Raw genomic sequence first — 15,818 nt, 5'->3', positions numbered from 1 at the left:
CCCTTTGTTATCAAACATGACAAATGTCGATAGGCTGATATGGGCTGGATGTCGCTTAGCTAGCACACTTAGGTTCACAAAAATCAGCTTTGATAAACGCGGTCATTTTTAAGGTCATTACGTTATATGCAGCTTCTGGTTATTGGGTTAAATCATAAAACAGCGCCAGTTGCCATGCGTGAGCAATTGGCGTTTGCTGCTGAAGATTTGCCGATTGCCTTAGATTCGCTCAAAGCGATCACCCAAGGCGCGGTGATTTTATCGACTTGCAACCGCACTGAAATCTATGCGCTAGCCCCCGAAGGACAGACCCTCACTAGCACGATGTCACAAGTGATTGAATGGCTAGCGGCTTTTAAAAACACGCCCATGCAAACAATCGCGCCACACCTGTATCAATATCAAAATAACCATGCACTGCTACATTGGGTGCGGGTAGCGTCTGGGCTAGACTCGATGATTTTGGGCGAGCCGCAGATTTTGGGACAAATCAAACAGGCGGTGCGCCAATCCCGTGCCAAAGAAGGTATCTCAAGTAAGCTTAGCTGGGTGATTCAGCAGGTATTTGCCGCCGCCAAACAAGTGCGTAACGAAACGCGGGTAGGCTCACAAGCGGTTTCGTTAGGCTTTGCCGCTGCCAAATTGGTGACCCAAATTTTTCAAAAACCTAGCAACAACACTTTGCTGGTGGTCGCGGCAGGGGAGATGAATCGGCTGGTTGCGACCAATATCGCAGGTTTAGGTGTCGGCAAAGTCATCATCTGTAATCGTAGTCCTGAGCGTGCCGCGCTGCTTGCCTCTGAGCTTGAAACGATTGTGCCGCAGATTGAGATTACCCCGCTTGATCAATTACCCAGCGTGTTGCCGCAAGCGGATATTGTAACCAGCTGTAGCGGTAGCTTATATACCTTGATTGATAAAACCATGGTGAAACAGGCGTTAAAACAGCGCCGTCATCAGCCCATGTTAATGATTGATTTAGCAGTCCCTCGCGATATTGAACCTACCGTCAGTGAGCTAGATGATGTTTATTTATACTCAATCGATGACTTACAACATGTGATTGCAGGCAATCTTGAACAGCGTCGCCAAGCTGCCGTAGAAGCAGAATTATTGGTGAGCCAAATCGTGGTGGCGATTGAGCGCAAATACTTGGTGCGCCAAGTGGGTCAGGATATTCAGCAGTACCGTGAGCAAGCCAAACACCATGCGGATATGATTTTAAGCCAATCCTTACAGCAGCTTGCCGATGGTCATGCAGCCGAAGCCGTGTTAACCGAACTGACCCGTAAACTCACCCAAACGTTAACCCATGCACCGTCCAAACTATTGCGAGAAACGGCTAGCGAACAGCCCGTAGAAACCGTCAATTTTGTGGCACAACAGCTGACCCATGCCTTTCGCAAAGACAAATGCCCCTATCTTACCCATAACAACACCCTGCTTGATGACGAGCCAGCGTCACCATCTTTTGACAATCAATAATTTTCCTATCGCTGAGCTTTTAAGCCCAAGTTTTTAAGCCTAAGTTTTCGCTACAAGCGGCGGCTAGCTTTTTTGCATCAAATTTGTAATACTGAAAATTGATCTGCTAACTCTGCTAACAATGGCGTCGATTAGGATTTGCTATGTTTACTTGCCCACCGATACTACCGTATTTTACCCCACTGCCTGCGCTTAGCCTGCAAGGCGAAGCCAATCTTGGCATACCCGCTTGGTTAGCCGCAGTGGAAGCGGACTTGGATAAGGCGCTGGCATCTGGCATACCGATTCGCCAAGTCGTCATGGGGCGCTGCTGTGCGATTGATAGCATGATGGCAGCCTTATTTGAGTTGTATGAGCTCGATCAAACTGATTTGACGCTGTTTGCCACAGGAGGGTATGGGCGTGGGGAGTTGCACCCGTTTTCAGATGTGGATTTATTGCTGTTAAGTCCAAACCCGATTGATGAGTCCTTGAACCAAAAAATTTCCCCGTTCGTCGCTAAGCTCTGGGATATTGGGATTGATCCTGCTTTGGTGGTGCGCTCTGTTGAAGAGTGCGATGAGGCTTGTCACGATGATATCACGGTCGCAACAAGTCTGTTAGAAGCACGAATTTTGGCGGGCAATGTTGCCCAAGCTGGGTTGCCGATGCAGCTACTTAATAAAAACTGGTCACAAACCAAGTTTTATGAGGCCAAAATGGCAGAAGCTAAAGAGCGCTATCTTAAACATAATTCGACGGAGTATAACCTAGAGCCTGACCTTAAAAACGCGCCAGGGGGCTTGCGAGATATTCATACTGTCGGCTGGATTAGTAAGCGCTATTTTCGCGTGACAAACTTGTTTGGACTGGTGCAGCAAGAATTTATTACCGAAAAAGAATTTGATGAGCTGCAACAAGCGGAAGATTTTTTGTGGTTGATTCGCCATCATCTGCACAAAATTGCCAAACGCAATGAAAACCGTGTTTTATTCGACTATCAGCGCCTGATTGCTGAGCGTATCGGTTACCGTGACAATTCGCATCCCAATGCCGCAGTCGAGCAGTTTATGCGCGATTATTACCGCTATGCCATGTCAAACTCAACATTGTCTGAAATGCTCACCCAGCATTATTATGAAACGTTGATTGAGGCGCGCTTACCCGATGAACAGCGCCCGGTACATAAGGTGATTAATGAGCGTTTCAAACTGGTCGGTAATCGCATTGCGGTGACGCATACCCGGGTATTTGCCCAGCATCCGACCGCGATTTTAGAAATGTTTTTGTTGATGGGTCAGCAAAATATTCGCCATATTCGTACCCGCACGCTACGGATTTTAAAAATCGCCGCGCGAGGCATTGATGAGCATTTTCGCAATGATCCCGCCAACAAAGCCATGTTTATGGACAATATCAAAGAGCAAAATTTGCTATTTTGGCGACTGCGAGTCATGAAGCGTTATGGCGTGCTAGGTAGTTATCTGCCTGCTTTTGGGCAAATTACTGGGTTGATGCAATATGACTTGTTCCACCGTTATACGGTGGATGCCCATATTTTGATGTTAATACGTATGTTGCACCGCTTTACCGATGACAATTATGTTGATACCTATCCGCTTGTCAGTGGTATCTACCGCCGTATTGACCGTAAAGAGATGCTGGTGTTGGCAGCGATTTTCCATGATATTGCCAAAGGTCGGGGCGGTGACCACAGTGAACTTGGCGAGCAAGATGCCATCAAGTTTTGCTTGTCACATGGGTTAAGCCAAGCCGATGCCGAGCTTGTCGGCTGGCTGGTGTCTCAGCATTTATTGATGTCGATGACCGCGCAGAAAAAAGACATCTCTGACCCCGAAGTTGTCGCAGAATTTGCCGATAAAGTCGGGAATGTGACTTATTTGAATTATTTGTATGTGCTTACCGTTGCCGATATGAATGCCACCAACCCGCAGCTTTGGAACAGTTGGCGGGCAACCTTGATGCGTCAACTATATACCCAAACCCGCCGTATCCTGCGGGCTGATATCGATGCGCCGACGAACCGACAAGATATGATTGCCAGTAACAAGCAAAGCGCGCGTGATTTGCTAGCAGCTGATAATAGCTTGGCTGACATTGAAAGCCTGTGGGATGGGCTAGGGGAAGAGTATTTTTTGCGTGAAGTCCCAAGCGATATTGTTTGGCATTCTAAAGCCATCATGGCGCATGATGAGGTACAAAAACAACGCACAGAGAGCGAGCAACCTGAGCCGCTGATTATTTTGCGTGAACATCGCGAGTTGGCACTCGATGCCGTGCAAGTATTTATCTACACCCATGACCAATCCAATTTATTTGCGGTGACCATGACGGTGTTTGACCAAATGGATTTGGACGTACTCGATGCGCGCGTCATCACCGCCTCGCGAGATTTTGCCCTAGATTCTTACGTACTGCTTGATAGACATGGCACGCTGCTCACCGATACCGAGCGCCAAACTGAACTCATAGAGCGTTTAAAACAAGCCTTTATTAGTCCGACGCTGCCTGAGGTGGCGCAGCGGCGCATGCCCAGACAGCTCAAGCATTTTCATGTGCCCACCAAAGTGTCTTTTAGTTTTAACCCGCAATCCAATCAGCATATGATGATTTTGGAAACCCTTGACCAGCCAGCCTTGCTTGCGCGTGTTGGGCAGGTGTTTTTGGCGCATGATATTGAAGTGCATTTTGCCCGCATTACCACATTGGGTGAGCGCGCCGAAGATATGTTCTTTATCACTGACCATGAAGACAAACCACTATCGGATGAGCGACTAGAAAAACTCAAACAGGCATTGGTAGAAACGCTGAATATCAGTTAACTTGTCAGTGGGAAAAGTCGGCTGCAAGCAAGCTCAATCGTAAGTCCAGTCGTAAGTCTAAGCGCAAGCCCAATTACAAGTAAGCTCTGTGTTTGATTACTTTTGGGTGCGCGCCAAATACACCATTAGACAAACCATGGCAATGAGCGCGATACCTGCCCCCACATAACCCACCATAGCCAGTCCTAGGCTTGCAATCACCAGTCCACCGACGAACGCGCCGCCGCCGATACCGATGTTATAAATTCCTGAAAAAATTGACATCGCTACATCAGTGGCATTCGGCGCAAGCTGCAATACACGTAGCTGCAAAGCAAGGCTAATCGCCGTAATTGCCAAGCCCCATAGCAAGGCTAGGGCAAGCCACAAGATTGGCACATGGGGCAGCCAAGCGGATGCTAACAACGAAAACAGCAGCGTTGCCATCGCGCTAATCAAAAACGCCCGTGGAAAGCGGTCGTAAAAGTGCCCAAATAGCCAGCTCGCTAGCAAACCTGCCACCCCAAAACTCAGCAAAATCACCGTAGCAAATTGCTGACTAAACTGACTAATCGTCAGCATATAAGGCTCAATATAACTATACGCCGTAAAGTGTGCCGTCACACATAGCACAGTGAGTGTATAGACAGTGAGCAAGGGGATATTGCTGAAGATACTGGGTAAACTTGCGGCTGAGCCGACATCTTTGCTCGGCAGTTTTGGTAAAATCCACCACACCATGATCATTGCCAAGAGCGCAGCCGCGCCAATCGTGCCAAACGTCATCCGCCACCCGAGCCACTGCCCAATCATCCGACCTAATGGCAACCCAAGCACCGTCGCTAGCGCGCTACCCATCGACAATAGCCCCAAGGCTTTGGTTTGACGATCTTTGGGTGCCACACGCACCACAAGGCTTGCGGTAATTGACCAAAACACCGCATGCGCTAGCGCAATCAAAGCCCGCCCAACCAACAGCATGGCAAAACTTTGCGCCATCACCGACACCGCATGCCCCCCGATAAAGATAACAAATAACCCTATCAATAGCTTACGCCGTTCGATACGGGCAGTGACAAGCATGGCAGGGAGCGACAAAATAGCCACAATCCAAGCATAGATAGTGATCATATGCCCCACCGTTTCTACCGGCATGGCAAAGCTATGACCAATGTCAGACAGCAGCGCAATCGGCACAAATTCGGTGGTATTAAAAATAAATGCCGAAATCGCCATGACAATCACGCGCCACTGGCGAATTTGGTTGGGATAGTTGGGATTGGACTGGGTGTGTTGACGTAACTGGTGAAAATGACTCATTGCGGACAGGATGGCTAAGGCTGATGGCATACCTTAGCGGCTCACTCTATAAAATAAAAGCAATTTTACGTTATTTTATGATGAAAATAGCTTTGGTAGTAAAAAATCGACTCATAGGCTAGCGCGCCAACCCTAACTCATCAAAAAAGCAACGCCCACTAGCAAAGCAATATAAGGATAAGTGGTTAGAAAACTGGCAATCAGTCCGACTATTTACCTTTGGACAAAATCGCCACTTGGCGGATATAAGTGTGTAAATCAGCCACACTCTCATTCATCAATTCATCATCTTGGGTATATTCGGCGTAGGCAATCCAAATCAGCAGCTGCTTGATAGTGTTGAATTCACTGTCAAAAAAGGTTTTGGTAAATTGTTTTAAGGTGTTGTCATCTTGCAAATTCAGGCGCGTTTGCCAACTTTCAATTTTGGCTTGTTGCTCAGGGCTAAAGGTATGGCGAAATAAAAATTCGACAATCGCATGCGGTTCTTCTTCAGCCAGCAATTTACCCAAACGCTTAATGTGACGTTTGCGTGCTTCATGGCTGGTGATATCGGCAAGCTGCAGCAAGTCATCCAAAAAAAACTCACTGGCAGGCAGTGCCTTCATTTGTTTTTTTGACAAATTGGCAAGCGGCTCAGCCAGTCGCTGTAGGCGCTCATGGGCTTTTTTTAGTTCGGTACGGCTAACTGCCATATCCATTTGGTCAAAATTAATCATTTATCAATCTCAAAGTTATCAATCATAAGTACAAAGTTGATTCAGAACGCACTACCAGCGGTTTTTTTCACGGTGCTTGATACGTACTACCATCTCTTTGGGTAGCGATTGGGTCAGTGACTCGCCCAACTTTTCTGCGATATACACAGAGCGGTGTTTGCCCCCAGTACAGCCGATAGCGATGGTCACGGTGTGGCGATTGTTGTGCAAAAAAGGCGGCAGCCATTTTTTAAAAAAAGCGATAATATCATTCGCCATCTCATCTACTTCGCTATAGTCATCAAAAAATGCTTTGACACCATCATCTAGCCCTGTCTGGTTGCGCAGTTCAATCATCCAATGGGGGTTTGGCAGGGTACGCACATCAAAGATAAAATCGGCATCAATCGGTGCCCCATATTTAAACCCAAAGGATAAAATATTGACGGTTACCGCATTATCCACGCCCAAATGATCGCGAATGACTTCTTTGAGTTGGTGGATATTAAGAAGGCTGGTGTCAATTTTGATATCAGCGCGGATGGCAATCGGCTCTAAAATATCGATTTCTTTTTTGATGGCATTGGGTAGATTGCCCGACACTGCCATTAACGGATGCAGGCGGCGCGTGGCGTCAAACCGTGCCACCAGGACGCTTTCTTGGGCAGTCACATACAGTATTTTAATCGCCGGTTTGCTATAAGTATCTATCAGCTTATGATAGACCTCGGCAAACCGCGATAAGTCCGCTTGTGGTGAGCGTACATCGACACCAATGGCGATTTTATAAATTTGGCTGTCATGTACAAGTTTATCAATGGCACTAGGGACTAGCGAGAGTGGCAAATTATCAATTGGATAATAGCCAAAGTCTTCCATGATATTGAGAACCGATGTCTTACCCGAACCTGAACGTCCTGAAACAATGATAACTTGCAGCTTTGACATAGTTAATCCTTTACAGATGCGGTGGTAGGTTGTTGATTAAAATCGCTAGCCGATTGCTGCCCCAATTGCTGATTCAATTCCGGACTAAATTCCTGATTTAACTCCCGACTAAACTCTAGGTTATCTAAAAGCCGTGTTTTCTTGCCCAAAAAAGCGGCGGTCAAAATTACCAAGTCTTTATCAGTGGGCTTCGGCGGTTGTAATAAGCGATTTTTAACTTCCAAATAATCCACTTTAAAGCCTGAATCAGCCACCGTCACGCGATTTAACTTATCAATTGCGCCGGCAATAATCTGGTCAAAATCGGCAAAATTGGCAGTTTTTAACTCATTGGCAAGCTGTTGCAAGCTTTTTTGCAAGGTGGGGGCAAGTTGACGTTCTGCTTCGCTTAAGTATTGATTACGAGACGATAATGCCACCCCGTCCTCAGCCCGCACGATATCCACCCCGACAATCTCAATCGGGAAATTTAGCTCAGCGACCAACTGGCGGATAATGGCAAGTTGTTGATAGTCTTTTTTGCCAAAAACAGCGATGTCAGGTTGGACGATATTAAACAGTTTGCTCACCACCAAGCCGACACCATCAAAGTGGGTGGGGCGAGTGTTGGCACACAAGATTTTGCTAATATCACCTGATAGCACTTGCACGTTGTTAGGGTAGGTTGGGTACATTTGTTCCACGCTTGGGGCAAACACAAAATTTGCCCCCGCGTCGGTAAGTTTTGCCACATCAGCCTCTAGCGTGCGTGGGTAGGTATCAAAGTCTTCACCCACGCCAAATTGGGTTGGGTTAACAAATACACTGACCACCACGATATCGGCAAGTTCTTTGGCTTTTTTGACGAGGGTCACGTGACCGCTGTGCAAATTACCCATCGTGGGAACCAGCGCTATCTTTGGCGCAGCCGCTTGATGGCGTAAAGGTATTAAGGTGTCACGTAATGCGCTGATGGTATGAAATACTTGCATTTTTTTGCCTTTATGATTACTAAAAACTATGGGCTGGCGTTGGGAACGTACGGTCTTTGACCGCTTTATGATAGGCTTTAAACGCCCCGGTGATATCTTTGGTTTCGTTATGCTCGTCGGTCAAAAAGTCTTTGACAAATTTGGCAGGTTTACGGGTATATACCCCAAGCATATCGTGCATCACCAGCACTTGACCATCACACTCCACGCCCGCACCGATGCCAATCACTGGGACGGGGAAAGTGTCACGCACTTTTTTGGCAAGCTCAGCAGGGACACATTCGAGCAGTAAAATGGCGGCGCCCGCCTCTACCACTGCTTGACAGTCAGCCATGAGTTTTTCCGCTTGGGCATCGGTTTTGCCTTGTACTTTGTAGCCACCAAACACATTCACTGATTGCGGCGTCAAACCTAGATGCACACAGGTCGGCACGCCGTTGTTGGCAAGCACTGACACGATTTTGGCAAGCTCGGCACCGCCTTCGATTTTGACCACATGGGCGCCGGCTTGCATCACCGCTTGGCTGGCATCGAGTGCGCGCTCAAGCGTGGCAACGCTCATAAAAGGTAAATCACATAAAATCAGTGCATGACTGTTGGCACGAGCCACGTTTTGGGTATGATACACCATGTCTGCGATTGTGACAGGTAAGGTTGAGGTTTGTCCTTGCACTACCATGCCAAGGCTATCGCCAATCAAAATCGTATCAATCGCGGCAACTTGCATGGCTGCTGCAAAACTGGCGTCATAACATGTCAAGCACGAGAACGTCTCGCCATTGGCTTTGAGTTTGTTTAAAGTGGACAAGGTCACAGGTAATTTAGCCTTGGTCGTCGCTGCGGCAGAAGTTGACTCAGTTGTTGAATCAGGGTTAGATTCTAGGTTGCTAACGTAGCTCATGCGGTTTCCTTTAAAAAGCAAGGTTAAAAGAAGTAAAGCTAAAAGAAGTAAAGCTAAAAGAAGCAAGGGCAAAAGAAACAGGCAAAAACAAGAAATAGGAAAAACAAAAAACGTTACTTTATCAATGGTTTAATTTTTTGCGATTTCAAATCTATAGCACCAATAATTTGTTAATTTTTACAAACCATGTTAACTGATATGAGTTAAACTCCGGTTAATTTTTCCAAGCCCTGCCACTGTTGACTGGTCGGTAAGTCTGCCAATTTTTGCCCATTTACCATAAGGGTTGGGTCAAGCTCTAGCATCGGAATCAGCACAAAATTACGCGCAAATAAGCCCTCATGTGGCACGGTTAAACGCGCATTGTTGATTGTGTCATCGCCATACAATAATACATCGACATCCAAACTACGCTCACCCCAGTGGCGCAAACGCGTGCGCTTGGCAGCGCTCTCTAAACTTTGGCAAAAATCCAACAGGGCTAAGGGCGTCAAATCGGTATCAACTTTTACCACCGCATTAAAAAAATCGGGCTGGTCGGTGACCCCAAAGGCTTTGGATTGATACAGTGATGATGCTGTAACATTGGCAAAGTGTGGCGATGCGTAAAACGCCGCAATGGCGTTGGCTATATGCTGCCTTGGCGTACCAAGCGCGTTTGCGATATTGCCACCCAAACCGATATAGCACGTAATCATGGCTGATGACCGTCGATTTTGACCGCGCGTTTGCGCGTGCGTTTTGGCGCTGCCGCTGCCTCGCTATCAGTCACCCCTTCTGCTGAGACTTTGCTATCAGCAACCGCTTTTTTACGCGTCCGTGGCGCTCGCTTTGGCTTTGGCTGTACCACGCCATTGTCAATCATTAATTTATTGGAAGCCGAATGATTGACGGTGTCAGTGTTAGTGCGAATGTCAGTGCCAATATCAGTATCGGTATGAGTCACCGCCTGATTGTCGGTGCTTTGTCTGACGGGTGTTGGGCTGACAGGTTCGCCACGCAAATCACTAGCGGATGTTGTGATATCCGCTTGCTGGCGTTGCTCCAAAATCGACCAGGTTGAGCTAGGGGCACGTCGCGCACGTTTGGCAGGTACACTGGCTACCGATAAATAAGCTTTATCGCGTTTGCGTGAGCGACCTAGGTTCGAATCGTTTGGGTGTGAATTATTTGGGTTCGAATCATTTGAGTGTGAACTATTTGGGCGTGCACTTGTCTCAGTATAAGCTGATACTGAATCAGAAACTATCGGCTGATAAGGGTGGTCATCGTTTTTTTGCGCTGTGATTGGCGCTACGATAAGTGATTTAGCCGGTGCTGAGTTGGTGTGACTGGCAAGCGATAACTGCTGCAGTTGGGCTTTTTCAAGTTGCTGCTGCTGCGTTAGTTTGTGTGCTTTGGTAGATAGCGCTGTATCTTGCAGCAGTTCATGCTCGATTTGGCTGCTTGCTGCAAATGGCAAACGGCGTCGTTCGCGGCGGCGCTGTGCATGACTCAAATCGCTACCCCTGCCTGCCTCATTATCATGCACCGCATCGCTAGTTTGGTAAGCAACACTGTCATCCTCAAAACTGGTCTGATTGACAATATTCGCAAAGCGCAAACGCACCGATTCGAGGTCAAACTCATCAATCGCTTGTTGCTGCTGTTTGGCACCTAGGGTTTGAAACCACGCCCACCAATGCCCCATGCCGTTGGTACTTTCATTATCCAACGTAATCGCTGCGCCATGCTGTTTGGCAAGCGCTTGGTTTTTGGCTTCCACTTGCTCACGCATCATCAAAAAGTCATAGGCAGCCCGAAAACGTGGGTTTTCAAACAACTTTTGCAGATTTTTTTTGCGCGGCTGGGCAAGTCTTGGCTGCATGAGCCAAATATCTTTAATAAACTGCTCGGCAAACTTGGGCATGGCTGTGTGCTGGCGCTGCTTGTCCAACACTTTATTGGCGGCTTGGTTTTGCGCGTCGCTAAACGGTGTGTTCTTTTTAAACTTATCCAATAGATACAGATAGTTTTCCCACAAAATAGTCGCATAAAAGAACGCAGGGTTAATGCTTTTACCACTACCTATGCGCCTATCGGTATTTATGGTGACTTGGTTGAGTAGTGGTGTCACGCTTGTTGGTGGATAAAATAACAACTGGGAAAACGCACCATAATCAAATAGCAGCGGTAACATCGGCACCAAGTAGCCGCCTGTGAACATTTTTTGCGTCTCATCGTACAAGCGGTGAGGGGATACTTGCGCCAATAATGCCCAGTTTTGCGCTTTGAATTGTTGATTTAAGGCATTGTCAAAATCAAACTGCAATTTTGCTTTAAAACGCAGCGCTCGTAACAGGCGTACAGGGTCTTCTTCCACCCGTTTTTGGGTGTCACCGAGCAGACGAATGGTGCGGTTTTCAATATCGTTGAGACCCCCACAAAAATCATAAACGATGTCGTCAAATGGCTGATAGTACAGGGCATTGATACTAAAATCGCGGCGCACCACATCTTGATAAATATCACCCCACACATTGTCACGCATGATCATGCCGTCTTCGGTGAGATGATTGTTGTCCTTAGGCGGCGCGCGAAAGGTCGCAACTTCAATCATATCGCGACCAGAATACACATGACACAGCTGAAAACGGCGTCCGATGATGCGGCAGCGTTTGCCAAATACTTCTTTGATTTGATTGGGGGTGGCATTGGTCACAGCATCAAAGTCTTTGGGCTTTAAGCCTAACAAGGCATCACGCACTCCACCACCGACGATGTAGGATTCAAAACCCGCCTGCGTCAGTGTGCTAATCACTTCTTTGATGGAGTTGGGTAAATCAGCTTTGTTTAAGCCCAGTTTTTTGGCATCCCGGCGAGCCGACTGTCTATCTAAAACATAATCGGTTGCGGCATTGCCAGCAGTGGTTGCTGTGCTAGGTGATTTGCGAGTTTTTTTTGCCATGTATATAACCAAAATCCATGAAAACGGCAGAAATTTATTAGCGGTTAGTGTACCAAATTTCTGCCTAACTAGGGATATTAATTCACGGTTACAAAAAATCCAGTGAGCAAAAAGTATTATTAAACGATAGATTATTTGTAGGACGTGAGCGCTACTGGATGAGATGGTTTGCTTGCTAGTACAGCGTGTATAAAATAAGAATAGGCTTGTGATGATTGCCAATGCTTTATTGAGCTATCATTATTGGGTGGTAATGCGGTGGCGATTTTTATCGACAGTCGCTTTGCCTATACCTTTGACGTTGGCTAGGTCATCTGCCGTGGCAAACGGCGCTATCATTCGCCGGTATAAAATAATTTGCTGCGCTTTTTTGGCGCCGATACCATCAAGCTGTGTAAGCTGGGTTTCACTGGCTGTATTGATATTAATCACTTTGGGTGAATTGGCAAGAAGATTTGCAGAGGGTTTTGTGGTACCACCGTTATTCCCAGTCAAATTTGTCACTGCCAAAAAAGCCTGCTCGGGCGTCAAGGATGGGGTACATACTTGCGCCTGTGCGGGCACTGCCCATAGCGCTAGAACTAAAATGGCAAAAATCGAGCCAACTAATAATCGAAAAATCATTGCTTTAACGGTCAAATCCCTTTTAACTCAGTATAACTTGCCAACGCGTCTGGAACAATAAATCTTGGGCAATAAAAAAGCCAAAACCCAGTCAGGTTTCGGCTTTTACTATGCACTAAAGGCTTGTGGCGATAACGAGAAATTATCTTGGCTGACCTTTTGCATGCTCTCCTTTTATATGAGGGTGACCACGGTTTACTTTGACCTGTTTTTTGACATAATGTTTTTTCACCTGTTTTCTAACAGGTTTTTTGACAATTTTTTTCACAGGTTTATGGTGTAATTCATTCTTATGAACCACTTTTTTGTGAGTTACGTTATGGGCAGGTACAGGTGGTACAGCCGGTGCTGCAAAAGCGGTTGTTGAAGCAAATACCAAAGCTAGGGCGGATGCAAATAGCGTTTTTTTCATAGTCGTCTCTTAAAATATTATTGTTATACCGATTTATGTAATGGATCAACAAGATTGAATAAACAAGATAGATTCAATGACAAACGAATCAAACCTTGTGTTAAATCAATGCTATTAATGAAATTGGATTAATACATGGGTTTAATGAGTTGATGTGAGCTATTATGCCACCCCAAACTTAGTACAAACTTAGCTAAAAAACTGTTTTAGCAAAAAAATGTACACGGCATGTAAAAAGGGTATTAGCTGTCAATAACACTAGACCCTAAAACCTATGCCGTGCTCAAACCCCCTTATACAAGTTTTTCATGCTGTTTTGCCAAATCCCACAAGTTATCCATTTCTTCTAAGCTAGCAGTTTCAGGGGTTTTACCCATTTTGGCGAGCGCATCTTCAATAAAGCCAAAACGAGAGCGAAATTTATGCACGGTGGTCAAAGTCGCTTTTTCGCTATCAATGCCCAATTTGCGGGCAATATTGACTAGGGCAAAAAAACAATCCCCCAGTTCTTTTTCTAGCAGCGCTTTTTGCGCAGGTGTCGGTTTTTGACCATCGATTGGTAAGATTTCTTTGAGCTCTGCCACTTCTTCATCCAATTTGTCCACCGCACCCGACACCACATCCCAATCAAAACCGACTTTATTGGCAGTTTTTTGTAGTTCTTGCGCTTGCATTAACGCTGAGCCTGCCTTGACCGCATCAAGGGTGCGGCGATGGTTTGCCAGTTTACCCTGTTTGGCTTTTTCGGCATTTTCCAAGGCTTTGATTTCATCCCAGCGTTTTTTGACATCTTCATCGGTTTTTAGATTTTCTTTGTCAAACACATGCGGGTGACGGCGAATGAGTTTTTGTTGTAAGGTGAAAATCACCTCACTGATATCAAACTGCTGCTGCTCTTCATATAGACAAGCGTGAAAAACCACTTGTAGCAGCACATCGCCAAGCTCACCCTTGATGTCGTCAATGTCGCCTGATTGTATGGCTTCGACGAGCTCATAGGTTTCTTCTAGGGCGTAAGGAATGAGGCTGTCGTTGGTTTGTTTTTTATCCCAAGGACAGTCTTGGCGCAGTCGTGCCATTAAGGCAATGAGGTCAGCAAAATTGGAAGTCGGTTGCATCGTTATCTCTGAAGGGTGATTGATGGTAAATAATGAAAAATTCACAATATAATTGACCTAACTATTTTAGCGCATTTGACGTGGCAATCTAAGTCCATTAGTGAATGCATTTGTCTTGACAGTCTAGATGCTTAAAATACAGATGCTGCAAAATAATCGTTGTCATTGCTATGCCATTTTGTCAAACTATAGTGATATTGGCACAAACTTACCTAATTTAAAAATATAAGAAATATCAAGGCTGAAAATACGCGACGGCTTCGCTAATTTTTGCTGCGATTTGTAAGGTTCCATCACCCATGATTACAACTATTTTTGTCATTGGGGCAGGCTATGTCGGTCTGTCCAATGCCGTCTTATTAGCCCAGCCTAAACTCGCTAACCAAGTCACCTTGGTCGATATCGATGCCCAAAAAATTGCCCAATTACAACAGCAAGAGTCGCCGATTGACGATGCGTTGATTGCACAGTTCTTGGCAACCCAGTCACTGAATTTAGCGGCGCAGTTGGTAAGTGAGGCGGATTTTTCAACCGCAGATTTGGTGATTATCGCCACACCAACCAATTATGATGTCGCCACGGGCAAATTCGATACCTCATCGGTGGAAACCAGTATCCAAACCGTACGCGCTCACAACGCACAAGTACCGATTGTGATCAAATCGACTGTGCCAATTGGATTTACCGTTGACATGCAGGCAAAATTTGATACGCGTATTTTGTTTATGCCGGAGTTTTTGCGGGAAGGCAAAGCGTTATATGACAATCTTCATCCATCACGTATTATCGTTGGCTGTGATATAAACCATGTGCCAGCGCTGCAAGATGTTTGTCACCAATTAATCACCCAATACCAAACCGCCAGCGAACAAACCGACACGCCAAGCCAAATCATGCCGCCCACCGAGGCGGAGGCGGTCAAACTATTTGCCAATAGCTACCTTGCCACACGTATTGCATTTTTTAACGAGTTAGATAGCTTTGCCGAAAGCATGGGGCTTGATAGTGAGTCGATTATCACCGGTGTGAGCTTAGACCCGCGGATTGGCATGCATTACAACAACCCATCATTTGGCTATGGTGGCTATTGTCTACCCAAAGACACCCAACAGCTTAAAGCCAATTATGAAGGGATTCCTGCCAATGTGATTCATGCCGTGGTGGATGCCAACAATACCCGCAAACGCTTTGTTGCCCGTCAAATTATCGCCAAGCAGCCTAATAACGTGGGTGTATACCGCTTGAGCATGAAAAAAGATGCCGATAACTTTAGAGATTCTGCAATTTTGGACATTATTGAACTGCTCAAACAACATGCCATTGATGTACAAATCTATGAGCCCAGTCTGTCGTCACCGCAGTTTATGGATTGTCCTGTAGTCAATGATTTAGCCAGTTTTTTACAAACCAGCGATGTGATTGTCGCGAACCGATTACATCCCGAATTAGCGCACGTCGAGGCAAAAGTGTATAGCCGCGATGTGTTTGGTGATAGCTGATCATTGCTAGTGTATAACTGATTTCGAATAATTAACAGTTAATTAACCTGAATTCGACATAAGAAAGGATAAAAAAAAGAAGTCCAACATGCTA

13 protein-coding genes are annotated in these 15,818 nt (G+C 46.1%); 3 read left to right on the top strand and 10 right to left on the bottom strand.

Going from position 1 to position 15,818, the window contains the following annotated elements; genetic code table 11:
* Positions 1-126 precede the first annotated feature (126 nt).
* Together hemA and glnD are read left to right on the top strand one after the other, a co-directional pair.
* Entirely contained in the window at positions 127-1,485 is a 1,359-nt protein-coding gene (gene hemA, locus RT422_RS09485; RefSeq protein WP_313422066.1) for a glutamyl-tRNA reductase, read from the top strand.
* A gap of 143 nt (positions 1,486-1,628) precedes the next feature.
* Positions 1,629-4,307: a [protein-PII] uridylyltransferase gene (glnD, locus tag RT422_RS09480; RefSeq protein ID WP_313422065.1), complete on the top strand. Its 2,679-nt coding sequence runs from the start codon at positions 1,629-1,631 to the stop codon at positions 4,305-4,307.
* 96 nt (positions 4,308-4,403) lie between these two features.
* Here glnD and RT422_RS09475 read toward each other — a convergent pair whose 3' ends face one another.
* From RT422_RS09475 to mazG, 10 genes are all read right to left on the bottom strand, one after another.
* Positions 4,404-5,636 carry a sugar transporter gene (locus RT422_RS09475; protein ID WP_313422064.1) on the bottom strand — a complete coding sequence of 411 codons (1,233 nt, stop codon included), beginning with the start codon at positions 5,634-5,636 and terminating at the stop codon, positions 4,404-4,406.
* A gap of 179 nt (positions 5,637-5,815) precedes the next feature.
* Positions 5,816-6,325 (bottom strand): ribosome biogenesis factor YjgA, encoded by a 510-nt coding sequence (gene yjgA, locus RT422_RS09470; protein ID WP_050325287.1) that lies wholly within the window; start codon positions 6,323-6,325, stop codon positions 5,816-5,818.
* 51 nt (positions 6,326-6,376) lie between these two features.
* Complete coding sequence (gene rapZ, locus RT422_RS09465) at positions 6,377-7,252, bottom strand: RNase adapter RapZ (protein WP_095356293.1); 876 nt, start codon at positions 7,250-7,252, stop codon at positions 6,377-6,379.
* Positions 7,253-7,254: 2 nt separating this feature from the next.
* Complete coding sequence (gene panC / locus RT422_RS09460; protein WP_313422063.1) at positions 7,255-8,223, bottom strand: pantoate--beta-alanine ligase; 969 nt, start codon at positions 8,221-8,223, stop codon at positions 7,255-7,257.
* 19 nt (positions 8,224-8,242) lie between these two features.
* Positions 8,243-9,124 carry a 3-methyl-2-oxobutanoate hydroxymethyltransferase gene (panB, locus tag RT422_RS09455; RefSeq protein ID WP_313422062.1) on the bottom strand — a complete coding sequence of 294 codons (882 nt, stop codon included), beginning with the start codon at positions 9,122-9,124 and terminating at the stop codon, positions 8,243-8,245.
* A gap of 203 nt (positions 9,125-9,327) precedes the next feature.
* Positions 9,328-9,822, bottom strand: a complete 495-nt coding sequence (gene folK, locus RT422_RS09450; protein WP_313422061.1) for a 2-amino-4-hydroxy-6-hydroxymethyldihydropteridine diphosphokinase — start codon at positions 9,820-9,822, stop codon at positions 9,328-9,330.
* The gene (gene pcnB, locus RT422_RS09445; protein ID WP_313422060.1) at positions 9,819-12,071 is read right to left on the bottom strand and encodes a polynucleotide adenylyltransferase PcnB; all 2,253 of its coding nucleotides are present in this window, start codon (positions 12,069-12,071) and stop codon (positions 9,819-9,821) included. The genes folK and pcnB overlap by 4 nt, the downstream gene beginning before the upstream one ends.
* A gap of 240 nt (positions 12,072-12,311) precedes the next feature.
* Positions 12,312-12,710: a ComEA family DNA-binding protein gene (locus RT422_RS09440; protein ID WP_313422059.1), complete on the bottom strand. Its 399-nt coding sequence runs from the start codon at positions 12,708-12,710 to the stop codon at positions 12,312-12,314.
* A gap of 127 nt (positions 12,711-12,837) precedes the next feature.
* Positions 12,838-13,107: a hypothetical protein gene (locus RT422_RS09435; protein WP_313422058.1), complete on the bottom strand. Its 270-nt coding sequence runs from the start codon at positions 13,105-13,107 to the stop codon at positions 12,838-12,840.
* Between the two features lie 293 nt (positions 13,108-13,400).
* A complete protein-coding gene (gene mazG, locus RT422_RS09430) occupies positions 13,401-14,225 on the bottom strand; it encodes a nucleoside triphosphate pyrophosphohydrolase (protein WP_313422097.1) in 825 nt (274 codons plus the stop codon).
* A gap of 299 nt (positions 14,226-14,524) precedes the next feature.
* Between mazG and RT422_RS09425 the strand changes: the two genes are divergently transcribed.
* The gene (locus RT422_RS09425; protein ID WP_313422057.1) at positions 14,525-15,724 is read left to right on the top strand and encodes a nucleotide sugar dehydrogenase; all 1,200 of its coding nucleotides are present in this window, start codon (positions 14,525-14,527) and stop codon (positions 15,722-15,724) included.
* Positions 15,725-15,818: the final 94 nt, after the last annotated feature.

This window comes from Moraxella sp. CTOTU49803, assembly GCF_032097965.1.
Lineage (GTDB): Bacteria > Pseudomonadota > Gammaproteobacteria > Pseudomonadales > Moraxellaceae > Faucicola > Faucicola tetraodonis.
Note: the sequence above shows the minus strand (reverse complement) of the source record. Positions and strands in the feature narration are given on the sequence as shown.